At 76.2% G+C, this 15,952-nt stretch carries 13 protein-coding genes; 6 read left to right on the top strand and 7 right to left on the bottom strand.

The genetic code is table 11. The features are described 5' to 3' along the window. Nucleotides 1–44 precede the first annotated feature (44 nt). The 3 genes from VM636_RS02315 to VM636_RS02305 all read left to right on the top strand — a co-directional run bounded on the left by VM636_RS02315 (nucleotide 45) and on the right by VM636_RS02305 (nucleotide 2,619). Entirely contained in the window at nucleotides 45–1,478 is a 1,434-nt protein-coding gene (locus VM636_RS02315; protein WP_338483067.1) for a S8/S53 family peptidase, read from the top strand. Nucleotides 1,479–1,549: 71 nt separating this feature from the next. Continuing rightward, on the top strand, nucleotides 1,550–2,125 hold the full coding sequence (locus VM636_RS02310) for a sigma-70 family RNA polymerase sigma factor (protein ID WP_030421184.1): 576 nt from the start codon (nucleotides 1,550–1,552) through the stop codon (nucleotides 2,123–2,125). Further along, nucleotides 2,122–2,619, top strand: coding sequence for a hypothetical protein (locus VM636_RS02305; protein ID WP_030421185.1), 498 nt, complete (start codon nucleotides 2,122–2,124; stop codon nucleotides 2,617–2,619). Before VM636_RS02310 ends, VM636_RS02305 begins: the two co-directional genes overlap by 4 nt. Here the strand turns inward: VM636_RS02305 and VM636_RS02300 are convergent. After that, nucleotides 2,597–3,442, bottom strand: coding sequence for an N-formylglutamate amidohydrolase (locus VM636_RS02300; RefSeq protein WP_051821408.1), 846 nt, complete (start codon nucleotides 3,440–3,442; stop codon nucleotides 2,597–2,599). The two genes, VM636_RS02305 and VM636_RS02300, sit on opposite strands and share 23 nt — an antisense overlap. A 114-nt stretch (nucleotides 3,443–3,556) precedes the next feature. Here VM636_RS02300 and VM636_RS02295 point away from each other — a divergent pair, with 114 nt between their 5' ends. Continuing rightward, a complete protein-coding gene (locus tag VM636_RS02295; RefSeq protein ID WP_030421187.1) occupies nucleotides 3,557–3,898 on the top strand; it encodes a DUF5713 family protein in 342 nt (113 codons plus the stop codon). Between the two features lie 65 nt (nucleotides 3,899–3,963). Here the strand turns inward: VM636_RS02295 and VM636_RS02290 are convergent, their stop codons facing one another. Beyond that, the gene (locus tag VM636_RS02290; RefSeq protein ID WP_338483062.1) at nucleotides 3,964–6,183 is read right to left on the bottom strand and encodes an NADP-dependent isocitrate dehydrogenase; all 2,220 of its coding nucleotides are present in this window, start codon (nucleotides 6,181–6,183) and stop codon (nucleotides 3,964–3,966) included. A 170-nt stretch (nucleotides 6,184–6,353) separates the two neighbouring features. Continuing rightward, complete coding sequence (locus VM636_RS02285) at nucleotides 6,354–8,147, bottom strand: SpoIIE family protein phosphatase (RefSeq protein ID WP_338483061.1); 1,794 nt, start codon at nucleotides 8,145–8,147, stop codon at nucleotides 6,354–6,356. Nucleotides 8,148–8,794: 647 nt separating this feature from the next. Between VM636_RS02285 and VM636_RS02280 the strand changes: the two genes are divergently transcribed. Continuing rightward, complete coding sequence (locus VM636_RS02280; protein WP_030421190.1) at nucleotides 8,795–9,301, top strand: flavodoxin domain-containing protein; 507 nt, start codon at nucleotides 8,795–8,797, stop codon at nucleotides 9,299–9,301. Between the two features lie 96 nt (nucleotides 9,302–9,397). On the opposite strand, the gene VM636_RS02275 is transcribed toward VM636_RS02280, so the two are convergent. After that, on the bottom strand, nucleotides 9,398–10,162 hold the full coding sequence (locus VM636_RS02275) for an alpha/beta hydrolase (protein WP_338483059.1): 765 nt from the start codon (nucleotides 10,160–10,162) through the stop codon (nucleotides 9,398–9,400). A 397-nt stretch (nucleotides 10,163–10,559) separates the two neighbouring features. Between VM636_RS02275 and VM636_RS02270 the strand changes: the two genes are divergently transcribed. Then, complete coding sequence (locus VM636_RS02270; RefSeq protein ID WP_338483057.1) at nucleotides 10,560–11,207, top strand: CBS domain-containing protein; 648 nt, start codon at nucleotides 10,560–10,562, stop codon at nucleotides 11,205–11,207. Between the two features lie 90 nt (nucleotides 11,208–11,297). Here VM636_RS02270 and VM636_RS02265 read toward each other — a convergent pair whose 3' ends face one another. The 3 genes from VM636_RS02265 to ppdK form a co-directional block, all read right to left on the bottom strand. Continuing rightward, nucleotides 11,298–11,978, bottom strand: a complete 681-nt coding sequence (locus tag VM636_RS02265; RefSeq protein WP_030423060.1) for a CBS domain-containing protein — start codon at nucleotides 11,976–11,978, stop codon at nucleotides 11,298–11,300. 9 nt (nucleotides 11,979–11,987) lie between these two features. Further along, nucleotides 11,988–12,443 (bottom strand): cyclic nucleotide-binding domain-containing protein, encoded by a 456-nt coding sequence (locus VM636_RS02260; protein ID WP_030423059.1) that lies wholly within the window; start codon nucleotides 12,441–12,443, stop codon nucleotides 11,988–11,990. 653 nt (nucleotides 12,444–13,096) lie between these two features. Then, nucleotides 13,097–15,781: a pyruvate, phosphate dikinase gene (gene ppdK / locus VM636_RS02255; protein WP_053912855.1), complete on the bottom strand. Its 2,685-nt coding sequence runs from the start codon at nucleotides 15,779–15,781 to the stop codon at nucleotides 13,097–13,099. Nucleotides 15,782–15,952 lie beyond the last annotated feature (171 nt).

The following is a 15,952-nucleotide window of genomic DNA, read 5'->3' as shown; positions in this document are numbered from 1 at the left end:
CGGCGACTCTGGTTGACGACCGGCGCACCAGTGGGAGGACACGCATGGCACCCCAGCGATTCCGCGAGCAGTTCGCCCAGATCCAGCGCTCGATGCCGGACGTGCCGCTGGCGATGGGCCCGGACGACTCCGGCGAGTTCCTGTACGAGAAGGGCGTCGTCCTCGCCCGCGACGGCGAGGAGGCCCGCCTCGTCGAGGACACCGTGCGCGAGCACTTCACGGCCACCGCCGGACTGAGCGCGGACCGGGTGCGCCGGGCCGGCCCGCGCACCAACCGCTCCGGGATCACCCGCATCCGGGTCGCCGACCCAGGCGAGGGCGGCGCCGAGGGCGATCCGGCGGTCGCCGGGGCCCTGCGCTCGCTGCGCGCCCTGGAGGGCCGGGCCGGCCGCCGGCTGGTCAGCCGCAACCACATCGTCTCCATCGCCGTCAACGCCTGCCCCGGCGACGAACCCGTCCCGCTGCCGCGCACCACGCCGCCCAACCCGGCCCCGGCCAGCACGCCCTACGACCCGGCCACCGCCGTCGGCGTCCTCGTGGTCGACACCGGCCTCGTGCGCGACCACCGCGACTGCCCGCTGCTCGCCCGCACCGACGGCGACCCGGAGACCGACGAGTGCGACGAGGACGGCGTGCTGCGCCAGTACTCCGGACACGGCACCTTCATCGCCGGACTGGTCGCCGCCGTCGCCCCGAACACCGACGTGACCGTGCGCGGCACCCTCAACGACGCCGGGGCGATCCTGGAGTCCGAGTTCGGCGAGAGGCTCTTCGAGGCCGTCGACGAGGGCGGCTGGCCCGACATCCTCAGCCTCTCCGCCGGCACCTCCAACGGCCGCGCCGACGGACTGCTCGGCGTGCACGCCTTCATGGAGGAACTGCGCGCCCGGCGCACCCTGCTGGTCGCCGCCGCCGGCAACAACGGCAGCGCCACCCCCTTCTGGCCCGCCGCCTACGCCGGCCTGCCCGGCTGGGAGGACAGCGTGCTCTCGGTCGGCGCGCTGCGCGCGGACGGCGAGGGGGCCGCCTGCTTCAGCAACCACGGCCCGTGGGTGCGGGTCTGGGCCCCCGGCGAGCGGCTGACCGGCCCCCTCACCGGCTTCACCACCCCCGTCCCGTACGTGTACCAGCACTCCACCTACGACGACTGCCGCTACGGGTTCCCCTACGCCTGCACCTGCCGGCACCCGCGGCACAGCGGGGTGCTGAGCGAGCCGGGGCAGGGGCCCGCCAAGGCGGACCAGGTGATGTTCGAGGGGCCCGCGCAGTGGAGCGGCACCTCCTTCGCCACCCCCGTCGTCGCCGGCCTGGTCGCCTCCCGCATGACGGACCGCGGGGAGGACGACCCCCGGGCGGCCGGCGGACGGCTCCTCGCGGAGGACGCCGGCGTCGCCGGGGTCCGGGGCGAGGACGTCCCGGCCCTGCTCCCGCCCACGTGGAGCCCGGTCGCCGCCGACGCGTCCGGGGACGGCGCGTGATCGCCCTCGCACGGGACGGAACCACCTCTTCCGCGGCGTACGATGACCTGTCGTACACGAGGGGTGGGACCGTGGACCGTGCAGAGGTCGGGGTGCTCGTCCAGTCCGCCGCCGACGGTGACGCGGCGGCCTGGAAGGCGTTGGTGGACGGGCTGGGCCCGCTGGTGTGGTCGGTGGTGCGGGCGCACGGGCTCTCCGACGCCGACGCCCACGAGGTGTACCAGACCGCCTGGTTCCGCTTCACCCAGCACCTCGGGCGCATCCGCGAACCGGAGAAGAGCGGCTCCTGGCTGGCGAGCACCGCCCGCCACGAGTGCCTGAAGGTGATCAGGGCGTCCCAGCGGTGGACGCCGACCGACGACGTGCACCTGCTCGACCGGGCCAGCGAGGACCGGACGCCGGAGGAGTCGGTGCTCGACTCCGAGGAGGCCGCCGCCCAGACCGAGCGGGTCCGGCGGCTGTGGCAGGAGTTCGAGGAACTGGGCGAGCGGTGCCGGCAGTTGCTGCGGGTGCTGATGGCCTCGCCGCCGCCCAGCTATCAGGAGGTGTCCGCCGCCCTCGGTATCGCGGTGGGCAGCATCGGCCCGACGCGCCAGCGCTGCCTGCGCCGGCTGCGGGCCCGGCTGGAGACCCGGGGGACGACATGAGCACGGCACACGAGGACGACGACGAGGGCCTGTTCCCGGACGGGGCGGCCGACGACGACCTGCTCGCCGACGGCCTGCTGGAGGAGGAGCTGCGGCAGGCCGCCGCGATCCTCGACCCGGTCCCGGCCGCCCTGCGCACGATCGCCGTGGAGTCCTACGCCCTGCGCGACCTGGACGCCCGTCTCGCCGAGCTGACCTTCGACTCGCTGGTCGACTCGCTGCCCGTGCGGGGCGAGGAGGCACCGCCCCGGATGCTGACCTTCCAGGCCGGTGCGGTCACCGTCGACGTCGAGGTGGGCGCCGAGGGGCTGATCGGGCAGGTGCTGCCGCCGGGCCCTGCGGAGGTCGAGGTACTGGCCGGGCCGCGCCCGTCGGCCCGGCTGACCGCGGACGACCTGGGCCGCTTCTCCGGCGGGACCCCGCCCGCCGGGCCGTTCGCGCTGCGGCTGCGCACCGGCGGCGAGGTCGTCGTCACCGAGTGGCTGCGCGCCTGACCGGCGTGCCGTCACCCGGCGGGAAGCCGTCGCCGACCGCGTCGATTAGCGCCGCCAGGCAGCCGGCGAGGCGTTCCAGGCCCGGCCCGGGGGCGCCGCCCGGCTCGCTCATGTAGGTGTCCCGGCGGATCTCCACCATCAGCGCGGCGACCTCCGGGCGCCGCCCGTGGAACTCCAGCGGCACGTAGGCCCCCGCGAACGGGGTGTCCGGCACGGTCTCCCCGCACGGGGCGAAGGCGTCGCGGGCCGCCGCGAGCAGGGCGGGCGGGGTGTGGAAGGCGTCGGTGCCCAGGCAGACCGGCGGGCGCGGGCCGTCGCCGTGCAGTTCGTAGGGCAGCGGCCGGCTCGGGTAGGAGTGCACGTCGACGACGACGGCCCGGCCGGTGGCGGCGAGCCGGCCGGCCACCGCCTCGGTCATCGCCCGCGCGTACGGGCGGAAGTAGCGGGCGAGCAGCGGCTCCGGATCGGTGTCCTCCGGCCGCAGCACACCCCGGTGCGCGGTGCGCGTGTACACGGCGCCCATGCCCACGGCGAGCATCTCCTCGCGCTCGTCGGGGAAGCGCTCCGGGTCCACCACCAGCCGGGAGAGCCGGTTGACGAACCGCCAGGGCGTGACGCCCGCCCGCGCGGCCGCCGCCTCGGCGATCCGGGCCGTGTGGGCGTCGGTGAGGTGGTCCAGCTCCCGTTCCAGCGCCGCGTCGTCCAGGGCGATGCCCGTGCGGACCCCGGGCGGGATCGCCCGCGCGTCGTGCGGCACGTGCAGGATCACGGGGGAGTGCGGGGCGCCGGGCAGCAGAGAGAAGGAGGACGGGCCGTCGGTCACGGGCTGCTCCCTGGGGATGTGGTCGGAGCCGGGGCGTTGTCAGTGGTGTGCGGCAGCATCATGGCACCGGGGCGCGGACCGCGCCCCGGGCCCGGGACCACGAAGAGGGGCGCCATGACCGTCACCGATCCGCGCGCGAGCGCGCACCCGTTCCTGCGCGAGCTGTACCGGGACCCGTACTTCCCCGACGAGGTGGTGGACCGGGGCCGCGCGATCCTGCGGCGGCTCTGCGCGCGCATCGAGGCCGAGCGGCCCGCCGGCCTGGCGGAGCTGTACGCGCTGACGCACGCGGCGACGGAGGAGTTCAACGCCCTGGAGGAGGCGTTCGAGGCGGCCGGCAGCGAGATCGAGACGGTGGCCCGGGAGGCCATAGCCGAGGACTTCTGGCACATCTCCCGGATCTACGGCTTCCCCGGGGCGGACGCCGAGGAACTGGTCGCCACCCGCGCCTGGTGAACGGCGGGCACCCCGCCCGCGCCGGAGCGGGGACGGGGTGCCGGTGTCGCCGGGAGCGGTGCGGATCAGGCCAGCGAGGCCAGCGCCGCGTTCCAGGTGGCGGAGGGGCGCATGACCTCGGCCGCCTTGGCCGGGTCGGGCTGGTAGTAGCCGCCGATCTCGGCCGGGCTGCCCTGGACGGCGACCAGCTCGTCGACGATCTTCCGCTCGTCGGCGGCGAGGGTCTCCGCCAGCGGCGCGAACGCCTTGGCGAGGTCCGCGTCGTCGGTCTGCGCGGCCAGCTCCTGCGCCCAGTACAGGGACAGGTAGAAGTGGCTGCCGCGGTTGTCGATGCCGCCCACGCGCCGGGTCGGGGACTTGTCCTCGTTGAGGAAGGTCGCCGTGGCGCGGTCCAGGGCGTCGGCGAGGACCTTGGCGCGGGTGTTGCCCGTGGTCGAGGCGTACTGCTCCAGGGACGGCACCAGGGCGAAGAACTCGCCGAGGGAGTCCCAGCGCAGGTAGTTCTCCTTGACGAGCTGCTGCACGTGCTTGGGCGCGGAGCCGCCGGCACCGGTCTCGAAGAGGCCGCCGCCCGCCATCAGCGGCACGACCGACAGCATCTTGGCGCTGGTGCCCAGCTCCAGGATCGGGAACAGGTCGGTCAGGTAGTCGCGCAGCACGTTGCCGGTCACGGAGATGGTGTCCTCGCCGCGGCGGATGCGCTCCACCGACAGCTTGGTCGCCTCCTCGGGGGACAGGATGCGGATGTCCAGGCCCTCGGTGTCGTGCTCGGGCAGGTACTGCTCGACCTTGGCGATCAGGTTGGCGTCGTGCGCGCGGCCCTCGTCCAGCCAGAAGACGGCCGGGGAGCCGGTGGCGCGGGCACGGGTGACGGCCAGCTTGACCCAGTCGCGGATCGGGGCGTCCTTGGTCTGGCAGGCGCGGAAGATGTCGCCGGCGGACACCGTCTGCTCCAGCACGGCGGTGCCGTGGGCGTCGACCACACGGACCGTGCCGGTGGCGGGGATCTCGAAGGTCTTGTCGTGGCTGCCGTACTCCTCGGCCTTCTGCGCCATCAGGCCGACGTTGGGCACCGAGCCCATGGTGGAGGGGTCGTAGGCGCCGTGGGCGCGGCAGTCCTCGATGACGGCCTGGTACACGCCGGCGTAGCTGGAGTCCGGCAGGACGGCGAGGGCGTCGTGCTCCTTCCCGTCCGGGCCCCACATGTGGCCGGAGGTGCGGATCATGGCCGGCATGGAGGCGTCGACGATGACGTCGGAGGGCACGTGCAGGTTGGTGATGCCCTTGTCGGAGTCGACCATGGCCAGCTCCGGGCCCTCGGCCAGCTCGGCGTCGAAGGACGCCTTGATCTCGGCGCCCTCGGGCAGCGACTCCAGGCCCTTGTAGATGCCGCCCAGACCGTCGTTCGGGGTCAGGCCGGCCCGCGCGAGGACCTCGCCGTGGCGGGCGAAGGTCTTCGGGAAGAAGGCACGCACCACGTGGCCGAAGATGATCGGGTCGGAGACCTTCATCATCGTGGCCTTCAGGTGCACGGAGAAGAGGATGCCCTCGGCCTTGGCGCGGGCGACCTGCGCGGTGAGGAACTCGCGCAGCGCGGCGACCCGCAGCACGGAGGCGTCGACGACCTCGCCCGCCAGGACCGGTACCGACTCGCGCAGCACGGTGGTGGTGCCGTCGTCGCCGACCAGCTCGATGCGGAGCGCGCCGTCCTCGGCGATCACGACGGACTTCTCGGTGGACCGGAAGTCGTTCTCGCCCATGGTGGCCACGTTGGTCTTGGAGTCCGCGCTCCAGGCGCCCATGCGGTGCGGGTGGGTCTTCGCGTAGTTCTTGACCGACGCCGGGGCGCGGCGGTCGGAGTTGCCCTCGCGCAGGACCGGGTTGACCGCGGAGCCCTTGATCTTGTCGTAGCGGGCGCGGACCTCGCGCTCCTCGTCGGTCCGCGGGTCGTCCGGGTAGTCCGGCAGGGCGTAGCCCTGGGCCTGCAGCTCGGCGACGGCGGCCTTGAGCTGCGGGATGGACGCCGAGATGTTCGGCAGCTTGATGATGTTGGCGGCGGGGGTCTTGGCCAGCTCGCCCAGTTCGGCGAGGGCGTCCGGGATGCGCTGGTCCTCGGTGAGGTACTCCGGGAACACGGCGATGATGCGTCCGGCCAGCGAGATGTCGCGGGTCTCCACGGAGACTCCGGCCTGCGCGGCGTACGCGCGGACCACCGGCAGGAAGGAATACGTCGCCAGGGCCGGGGCCTCGTCAGTGTGGGTGTAGATGATGGTCGAGTCAGTCACCGGGTGCTCCGCTCCACGTCTGCAACATTGCTCGACATCAAGATATCCCGTGGCCGTCCCGGGTTCGACAGGGGTCGCGCGCGGCGCCGTCCGCGGTGCCCGCGCGACCCTCCTCGTCGAACAGGTGAGCGAGGTCGGGTGGGTGCTCCGGTCCCGTGGGCGGCGCCGGGCTACGGGGCGGCGTGGGGAGGCAGGTCCTGTTCGGCCCAGACCACCTTGCCGTCCGGGGTCCGGCAGGAGCCCCACCGCCGGCAGAGCATGTTGATGAGCTGGAGGCCGCGCCCGCTCTCGTCGCTCACGTCCGCGTGCTGGATCTGCGGCAGGTCCGGCCCCGAGTCGGAGACCTCGACCGAGAGCCGCCCGTACCGCAGCAGCCGCAGCTCGCCGGGCGCGTTCCCGTACCGCAGGGCGTTGCCGACCAGTTCGCTGACGACCAGCTCCGTCGTGTCGGTCAGCTCCTGCAGCCCCCACGCCGCCAGCCGCTCCCGCACCATGGCGCGGGCCTGGCCGGCCGCCTTGCCGCCCGGCGGCAGCGTCCGTACGTACACGTCCCCCTCGGGGGCGAGCGGCCGGACCCCGGCGACCAGCACGATCGCGTCGTCGGACCGGTCCCCGCCGACCCGCTCGACGACCTCCTCGCACACCTCGCCGTCGCCCCGCAGGTCCCCGCCGACCGCCTCCCGCAGCCGCTCCAGCCGTGCGTCCAGACCGGCGGTGCGCGAGCGGACCAGCCCGTCCGTGTACAGCGTGAGCCGCACCCGCTCGGGCACCTCGAAGTCCACCGGGTCGTACGGGATCACGCCCGTCCCCAGCGGCGCCCCGGCCGGCACCGGCAGGAAGGAGGCGGTGCCGTCCGGCCCGGTCAGCAGCGGCGGCGGATGACCGGCGCTGGCGATGCGGAAGGTGCCGCCGTAGGGGTCGTAGACCGCGCACAGGCAGGTGGCGACCTGGTCCTCCTCCAGATCGCGGGCGGCCAGGTCCAGCCGGGCCAGCAGTCGTTCGGGCGCGATGTCCAGGGCCATCAGCGTCCGCGCCACGGTGCGCAGCCGGCCCATGGTCGCCGCCGCGGCCAGACCCCGCCCCATCACGTCCCCCACCATCAGCGCCGTACGGCCGCTGGGCAGCGCGACCACGTCGAACCAGTCGCCGCCCACCGCCGCGGGGTCCCCGGCGGGGGCGTAGCACGAGGACACGTCGAGTCCGGGGGTGTCGGGGCTGGTACGGGGCAGCAGCGCGCGTTGCAGGGTGACCACGTGCTCGTGCTCGCGCATGTACAGCCGCGCGTTGTCGACGCAGACCGCCGCCTTCGAGGCCAGCTCCGTCGCCAGTTCGGCGTCGGCCCGGGTGAACGGGGGCCGGCCGCCGGCCCGCACGAAGTCGGCCAGGCCCAGCAGCACCCCGCGGGCGATGAGCGGCACGGCCAGGTACGAGTGCACGCCCGCCCGGCGCAGCACCTCCGCCTCGCCGGGGCCGGGCGCCACCGCCGCGTAGTCGGAGCGCTCCATGCGGCTGACCAGCACCGGGCGGCGGGAGGTCAGGCAGCGGTGGGCGAGCCGGTGGGCGGCGTAGACGAAGACCTCGCCGACCGGGTCCGGGGCCAGCGACAGCCCGTCGACGTGCGAGACGGCCATCGCCCGCAGCCGCAGGCCGTCGGCATCGCCGTCGCGGGAGTCCTCCCGGAAGCCGGCGCGGTCGCCCTCCCGGAACCGGAGCACCGACTCCAGCAGGTCCACCGCGCAGCCGTCGGCCAGTTCCGGCACGGTGAAGTCGGCCAGTTCCTCGGCGGTGCGCCCCAGGTCCAGGGTGGTGCCGATGCGGATGCCGGCCTCGTTGAGCCAGGCCAGCCGACGCCGGGCGCCGAGCGCGTCCGCCATCGGCCGCAGGGCGCTGCCGAGGGCCCGGCGCACGCCGACGAGGGGGTGGGGAGGCCGCCGTGCCCCGAGCGGCCACTGTCGGTCCCGCACGCGTGTCCTCCTCCCGCGGCCTCTTCCCCGATTCTCCCTCCGCCCACCCGGCCGGCGCCCGTCCACGGAGCCTTCCGGCGCGGAAACGATGCCGGGCCGGTGCCCCGGCCGGGGTCGGAGCCGGGGCTCGGGCCGGGAGCGGCGCGTGCCGGGAGGAAGCGGGGGGAGCCGGGGCCGGTCCACGGCCGGCGGGTGCCGGGGCGCAGAGGGACCCGGACGGGCACGGGCCGGAGTCGGCCGCCGCCGGATGCGCGGTCATGGTGGCGGTGGCGGCGGTGAACGCCAGAACGGCCGCGGCGGCCCGCAGACGCGGGGGCGTCTGCCGGGTGTCCTTCGCCCTCACCGACTCCCGGCACGGGCCCGCCGGTTTCCCCGCCGGGCCGGGAACCGTACGGCCCCGCCACGTTCCCGCGACCCGCCCCGGACACGACCCCGGGGCCGACCGGCCCGCGATACGCCCTGTCCGGCCCCTGGGCCCGCGCGAACGCGCGCCGGATGCTCGACAGTGGGAAGAGGCCGCGGCGGGCCGAGGGTCTTCCGCGCGCCGGTGCCCGCGGCCCCGCGCCGCCCGCGCGTCCGCCGGGGCGGCCCCCGTACGGCGGGGTCCCGCGGCGGTCGCGCCCCGGACGGAGGGAAGGTGAACGGCGATGCCGGACAGGGTGCTGGTCGCCTACGGGACGACCAACGGGTCGACGGCCCGGATCGCCGAGACCGTCGCCGAGGTCCTGCGCGACCGGGGGCTGGACGCGGAGGCGGCGCCCGCCGCCACCGTGGCGGACGTGACGCCGTACCGCGCGGTCGTCGTCGGCGGCGCGCTCTACACCGGGCGCTGGCACCGGGACGCCCGGCGCTTCGTCCGCCGGCACCGCCGCGAGCTGGCCAGGCGGCCGGTGTGGCTCTTCAGCAGCGGTCCCCTCGACTCCTCGGCGGGGCGGCGGGACATCCCGCCCGTGCCCGGGGTGAGGCGGGTCGCGGCCCGGCTGGACGCCGTCGAGCACGTCACCTTCGGCGGCTGCCTCCAGGAGGGCGCCCGGGGGCGGATGGCGCGGATGATCCTCGAGGACGGCAGGGGCGGTGACTTCCGCGACTTCGAGGCCATCGCGGGCTGGGCCGCGGGGATCGCCGACCGGCTCGTGGCGGCCCGGCGCGGCTGAGGGGGCCGGAGCGGCCCGGCCGGCCTGAGCGTGCCGCGGCCCGCCCGGGGACGGGTCTCCCCGCTCCCGGGCGGCCGTCGTCAGGGCACGGCCTTCTCAGCGCACGGCCGGGGCCGGCGCCGGGATGGGCCGGTCGAGGTGGGCGGCGAACCAGCCCCGGGTCAGGCGGGCCACCGCCGCCGCGGCCGAGGGGTCCGTGTCGGGGGCGGCGGTGCCGGGCACCGCGGCCACCTGGCGCGGGCAGCACAGCCAGTCCGCGGCGAGGCGGTTGAGGCCGGGGCCCCGCGCGTCGAGGCCGCCGACGACGAACAGCGTCGGTGCCCGGACCCGGGCCAGCGCTGACGGGCCGGCCAGCTCCGGCCGGTCGCCCACGCAGACGACGGCCCGTGCCCCCGGGTCCGCCGCGGCGGCCGCGAGGACGGCGGGCGCGCCCGCGCCCTCGCCGTAGTAGCCCACCGGCAGCGGGCTCAGGGCGCGGAGCCGGTCGCGTGCCGCGGCGGTCCGGCGGGCCAGCAGGACGATGTCGAAGAGGTTGTGCCGGTCGTCCCGCTCCTCCTCGGTCAGCAGGTCGAGGGAGAGCGTGCCGAAGCCCTCGCGGCCGAGGGCCGCGGCGAGGGGCCCGACGTCCCGGCCGGGCCGTTCCCCGCCCCCGGCTCGGGCGAGGACGACCAGGGCGCGGGCCGCGCGGGGCAGGACGAGCCGGGCGGGCAGCGCGACCGCGCCCGTCGCCACCTCGATCCGCTCCGCGGGCGGGCCCGGGGCGGGGGCCGGGGGCCCGGCGGCGCCTTGGTGCGGGACGCCACCGGCCGTCCCGGCACGGGCCAGTGCGGGCCCCGTGTCCGTACGGTTCCGCCAGCGCATACGCCACCTCCTGGCTCGGTGTCCCGGCGGCGCGGGGGCGGTGCGCCGCCGCACCTCCAGTGGACCGCGCGGGGCGGCCCGGGGGCAGGGGGCGAGCGACCCCCGCGAAGGGCCGTCCGGCCCCGGCCCCCCCCCGCGAACCGGCCCCCCGCGAACCGGCCTGACCCGGCCCCTTCGCGGGGCGGGGCCCGGGAGGCCGCGCTCGTGGTGGCCGGCGTCCCCGCGACGGCCGCCTGCCCCGCTCCGGCGCCCTCCCGCACGCCCCGCCGCACCGCGCCCCTGAACCGGCGCCGCGCCGGCCGGGAACCGGGCCGGGGCCCTCCGGCCCGTGCCGGATGCCGCGAGGCAGGGCAGTCTGGAAGGGAGCCGCGGTATCCCGTCCCCGCAGGAGGACGCCATGGGCACCCCGTACACCGTGAGCGACGTGATGACCCGCACCGTCGTGGCGCTGGCCGGCGGGGCGGGGTTCAAGGACATCGTCCGCGCCATCGAGACCCGCGGGATCAGCGCCCTGCCCGTGGTGGGGCCGGGACACGAGGTGATCGGCATCGTCTCCGAGGCCGACCTGCTGCGCACCGAGGAGGGCCGCGACCGCCACGCCCGCCCGTCCGGCGCCCCTCTGCGGGGTCCCGGGGCCGCGGTCACCGCGCGGGACCTGATGACCTCCCCCGCCGTCACCGTCCACCCCGGCGCGCCCCTCGCCGAGGCGGCCCGCCTCATGGCCCGCCACCGGGTCAAGCGGCTGCCCGTGGTCGGGCCGGACGGGGCGCTCGTGGGCCTGGTCAGCCGTTCCGACCTGCTGCGGGTCTTCCTCCGCCCGGACGCGGAGATCGCCGAGGAGGTACGCCGCGAGGTCGTCGCCGAGCGGCTGCCGGACCCCGCCGACGGCATCCGTGTGGACGTGCGCGAGGGCGTCGTCACCCTGACCGGGCGGGTTCCCGACCCCGCCGTCGTCCCGCTCGTCGTCCGCCTGGTGCGCTCCGTCGAGGGCGTCGTCGACGTGCGGTGCGCGCTCACGGGCCCGGACGGCGCGGCCGTCCCCTGACCGGGCCGGTGCCGCCCGGAACGCCCGGACGGCGTACGCGCTCCGGTGCGCGGCCGGCCCCCGGCCGCGCACGGGCCCCTCGGCCGTCGGCTACCGGGGCCCGCCCGGGGCTCCGCTGGGCTCGGCGGCGTCCGTCAGACGGAACTCGACGTCCACGACCCCTTCCACGGCGCGCACCAGCCGTGCGGCGACCGGCACCAGCGAGGTGTCGGGGACCCGCCCGGTCAGCGTGACCCGGCCGTCGCGGACGTCGACCCGCACGGGGGAGGACGTCGCGGGGAAGAGTGAGGTGACCACCTCGCGGCGCACCTCGTCGGCGATCTCCTCGTCGGAGCGCAGGAAGACCCGCAGCAGGTCGCCGCGGCTGACCACGCCCTCCAGCAGCCCGCCGGCGCTGACCACGGGCAGCCGCTTCACCTTGTGCCGGGCCATGATCCGGGCGGCCTCGGCGAGGGTCGCGTCCGGGTGGACGGTGACGGCCGGCGCGGTCATCACGTCCCCGGCCACGAGACCGCCCGCCTTGGCGAGGTCGGCCAGCCGCCGCCGCTGGGTGAAACGGTCCGGGTCGCTGTCGCGGAACTCCTCCTTCGGCAGCAGGTCGGCCTCGGAGACCACGCCGACGACCCGGCCCTCGCCCTCCAGCACCGGCAGGGCGCTGATCCGCCACTGGCCCATGAGGCGGACGATGTCCTTGAACGAGGCGTCCCGGCCCACGGCCACCACGGTGTGGGTCATCACGTCGCTCACCACGCGCGGTCCCGGGTTCAGCATGGTCACTCCTCAGATCGCACTTCCGCTGCCGTAGGGGGCGTACAGGTCGAGCAGCCGCACCCGGGCCGCGTGCAGCCGCTGGGCGGTCACCTTGCCCACCCACACGGCGACGGCGCGGCCGAACTCGGGGTCCTCGTCGCACAGGCGCTTCACCTCGTCGGCGTCGAACTCCCAGGCGCGCACCGGGCTCATCGCCTCGGCGCCCAGGTGCCACACGTAGGGCGGGAAGTGCCACGACCAGCCGACGAGTTCGTTGTGGCCCAGCGACTCGATGACGGCCGGGCGGCGGCCCGGCACCCGCAGGTCCAGGGTGACGGTGCCGGTACGGATGATCCAGAACCGGTCCGCGCGGCGGCCCTCCTCGAACAGGCGGGTGCCCGCGTCGACGGATACCTCGCGGGCGAGCCGCATCAGCCGCTCGCGGTGCTCGGAGCTGAGGGCCGTGCCCAGGGTGGTGGAGGTCATTGCTCGGGCTCCTTCCGTGCCGTGCGCGCCGCGACCGGTCGGCCGCGCCCCGCCGCTCCCGCTCCCCGCCGGCCGGGCGAGGGGACCGCGGGGCCGCGCTCCCCGCCGGGACGCGGGGCCGCTGGTTCCAGGGTGGCCCCGCCGGGCGCGGCGCGCGACGGGCCGGTCGGCTCCCGCCCCGGGCCGGTCGGCCCCGGTGCGGGCGCGGCGGGCGGTCGGACGGCCCCCGGGAGGGGGCCCGGACGGCCCTGGTGGGCGGGCCGGCCCGGTGGTGTGCTGGGGGCGACGGGAAGGACCAGGGAAAAGGACGCGGAGCAGCGGCCGTCCACCGCGCACCGCGCGATCGGGTTCCGCGAGAAGCGGAAGAGTCCTTCCCGTCACCACTCTCCTGCGGCACCCGCCTCCGTCAGGGAACCGGCCGCCCGGTCCGGCACCCGCCTCCGGTGCCGGACCGGCCGCCGGTACGGGACCGGGAGCGCCCGCTGGCGACCCGGAGCCCGCGCCACGGCACCGGGCACCGTCCTGGCCGACCGGGGGCCGGTGCCGGGCATGGCCAGCGCCCGCCGGACGCCGGGCATGGCCACGGCGCACGCCGCCGCCCGCCGCTCTCCGCCTGCCGCCCCGCGCCGCCACGGCGCCGGGCGGCCCCGAGGTCAGCCGTCCCCGTCCGTCACCGCCGCCCGCCCGGCCTCCAGCCGGGCCACCGGGACCCGGAAGGGCGAGCAGGAGACGTAGTCCAGGCCCGCCCGGTGGAAGAAGTGCACCGAGTCGGGGTCGCCGCCGTGCTCGCCGCAGACGCCGATCTTCAGGTCCGGCCGCGCCGCCCGCCCCTCCTCGACCGCGATCCGCACCAGCCGGCCCACGCCCTCGCGGTCCAGGGTCTCGAAGGGCGAGGCGGGGAAGACTTGCCTGTCGAGGTAGACGGAGAAGAACGCGGCCTCCACGTCGTCGCGGGAGAACCCCCAGGCGGTCTGCGTCAGATCGTTGGTGCCGAAGGAGAAGAACGCGGCCTCCTCGGCGATCCGGCCCGCCGTCAGCGCCGCCCGGGGCAGCTCGATCATCGTGCCGACCGGGCACTCCACCGGGACGCCGGACTCCTCGGACACCTCGGCGAGCACCCGGTCCACGACCTCCCGCACCAGTCGCAGTTCGCCGACGTCCCCGACCAGTGGCACCATGATCTCCGCCTGCGGGGAGCCGCCCGCGCGGACCCGGTCCACCACGGCCTGGGCCACCGCGCGCACCTGCATCGCCACGAGTCCCGGCACGACCAGACCGAGGCGGACCCCGCGCAGGCCCAGCATCGGGTTCTCCTCGTGCATCCGGTTCACGGCGTCCAGCAGCGCGGCGTCGTGCGGATCGGGCCGTTCGCCCCGGGCCTCCGCGGCGGCCCGGCGGGCGATGAGGGAGGTCCGGTCGGGCAGGAACTCGTGCAGCGGCGGATCGAGCAGCCGGATGGTGACCGGCAGCCCGTCCATCGCCGCCAGGATCCCGGCGAAGTCCCGCCGTTGCAGCGGCAGCAGCGCGTCGAGCGCCCGTCCGCGCCCGGCGTCGTCCCGGGCCAGGATCATGTCCTCGACCAGCTTGCGCCGCTCCCCGAGGAACATGTGCTCCGTCCGGCACAGGCCGATGCCCTGGGCGCCGAAGCCGCGCGCCCGCGCCGCGTCCTCCGGCGTGTCCGCGTTGGCCCGCACCTCCAGCCGGCGCACCCGGTCGGCGCGGTCCAGCGCGCGGGCCACCGCCCCGACCAGCTCGGAGGCGGCGCCGTCGCGGTGCCCGGTCTCCAGGTAACGCATCACGGCGGAGTCGACCAACGGCACCGGGCCCGCGTACACCGCCCCGGCGGAGCCGTCCACGGAGAGCACGGCGCCCTCCTCCAGCACGGTGCCGTCCCGGGTGGTCAGCCGGCGCGCCCCGGTGTCGACGAGGAGGTCCTCGGCGCCGCACACGCAGACCTTGCCCATGCCGCGGGCGACGACCGCCGCGTGCGAGGTCTTGCCGCCGCGGCTGGTCAGCACGGCCTGCGCGGCCACCATGCCCGGCAGGTCGTCGGGGGTGGTCTCCCGGCGCACCAGCACCACCCGTTCGCCGTCCGCGGCCCGCCGGACCGCCTCGGCCGAGTCGAAGACCGCCGCGCCCACCGCGGCCCCCGGCGAGGCGGGCAGCCCCCGGGCGAGGGGGTCGCCGGCCGCCGAGGCGTCGAAACGGGGGAACATCAGCCGGGACAGGCCCTCCCCGCCGACCCGGGCAAGCCCCTCGTCCGGCGTGATCAGGCCCTCCTCGGCCAGCGCGTCGGCGATGGCGAACGCGGCCTCGGCGGTGCGCTTGCCCACCCGGGTCTGCAGCATCCACAGCCGGCCGCGCTCGATGGTGAACTCGATGTCGCACAGGTCCCGGTAGTGGCGTTCCAGCGTCCCCATGTACTCCCGCAGCCGGTCGTGGGAGTCCGGGTCCAGATCGGCCAGCTCGGCCAGGGAGACGGTATTGCGGATCCCGGCGACGACGTCCTCACCCTGGGCGTTCGGCAGGTAGTCGCCGTACAGGCCCGGCCGGCCGGTGGCCGGGTCGCGGGTGAAGGCGACCCCGCTGCCGGAGTCCGCGCCGAGGTTGCCGAAGACCATGCGCTGCACGGTGACGGCGGTGCCGAGGTCGTCGGGGATGTGCTCGCGCCGCCGGTAGAGGCGGGCCCGCTCCCCGTTCCAGGAGTCGAAGACGGCCCGGACGGCCCGGCGCAGCTGCTCGGCCGGCTCCTGCGGGAACTCCTCGCCCGTCTCCCGCCGGATCAGTTCCTGGTACGTGCGCACCAGCCGGGCCAGGTCGGCGGCGTCGAGCCGGACGTCGTCGGGGACCCCCCGCTCGTCCTTGAGCCGGGTCAGCTCCGTCTCGAACAGGTCCGCGTCGACGCCCATGACGGTGCTGCCGAACATCTGGACCAGACGGCGGTAGGAGTCCCAGGCGAAGCGCTCGCTGCCGGACGCCTCGGCGAGGCCCGTCACGGAGTCGTCGTGCAGGCCGATGTCGAGGATCGTCTCCATCATCCCGGGCATCGAGAACCGCGCGCCGGACCGGACGGAGACCAGCAGCGGGTCGTCCGGCTGCCCCAGCCGCCGTCCGGTCTCCTCCTCCACCCGGGACAGGTGCGCCGAGACCTCCGCGGCCAGCCCCTCGGGTTCGGTGCCGGTGGCGAGGTAGGCCCGGCACGCCTCGGTGCTGAGGGTGAAGCCGGGCGGTACGGGCAGACCGAGACGGGTCATCTCGGCCAGGTTCGCGCCCTTGCCGCCGAGCAGTCCGGCCTGGTCACGGCTGCCCTCGCTGAAGTCGTACACGTAACGGACCATGTCGCTGCGCTCCTCGGCTGGGTGGCCCTGTCCTTCCAGAGTCCTCCCGCCGGGCCGTCCCGGCACGCGCTCCGCGGGCGATCCCGCGGCACGCGCCTCACCGGCGGCCCACGGCGGCACGGTCCGGTGGTCTGCCCACCGGACCGTACCGGCGGACCGCCGCGTCACCCG

This window comes from Streptomyces sp. SCSIO 75703 (assembly GCF_036607905.1).
Classification (GTDB): Bacteria; Actinomycetota; Actinomycetes; order Streptomycetales; family Streptomycetaceae; genus Streptomyces.
Note: the sequence above shows the minus strand (reverse complement) of the source record. Positions and strands in the feature narration are given on the sequence as shown.

What these genes read in the sequence shown, in the direction of transcription:
- VM636_RS02280 (WP_030421190.1), top strand. Translation starts at nt 8,795, where the DNA reads ATGCCGGACAGGGTGCTGGTCGCCTACGGGACGACCAACGGGTCGACG.
- VM636_RS02265 (WP_030423060.1), bottom strand. Translation starts at nt 11,978, where the DNA reads ATGCTGAACCCGGGACCGCGCGTGGTGAGCGACGTGATGACCCACACC.
- VM636_RS02260 (WP_030423059.1), bottom strand. Translation starts at nt 12,443, where the DNA reads ATGACCTCCACCACCCTGGGCACGGCCCTCAGCTCCGAGCACCGCGAG.
- VM636_RS02315 (WP_338483067.1), top strand. Translation starts at nt 45, where the DNA reads ATGGCACCCCAGCGATTCCGCGAGCAGTTCGCCCAGATCCAGCGCTCG.
- ppdK (WP_053912855.1), bottom strand. Translation starts at nt 15,781, where the DNA reads ATGGTCCGTTACGTGTACGACTTCAGCGAGGGCAGCCGTGACCAGGCC.
- VM636_RS02295 (WP_030421187.1), top strand. Translation starts at nt 3,557, where the DNA reads ATGACCGTCACCGATCCGCGCGCGAGCGCGCACCCGTTCCTGCGCGAG.
- VM636_RS02305 (WP_030421185.1), top strand. Translation starts at nt 2,122, where the DNA reads ATGAGCACGGCACACGAGGACGACGACGAGGGCCTGTTCCCGGACGGG.
- VM636_RS02275 (WP_338483059.1), bottom strand. Translation starts at nt 10,162, where the DNA reads ATGCGCTGGCGGAACCGTACGGACACGGGGCCCGCACTGGCCCGTGCC.
- VM636_RS02270 (WP_338483057.1), top strand. Translation starts at nt 10,560, where the DNA reads ATGGGCACCCCGTACACCGTGAGCGACGTGATGACCCGCACCGTCGTG.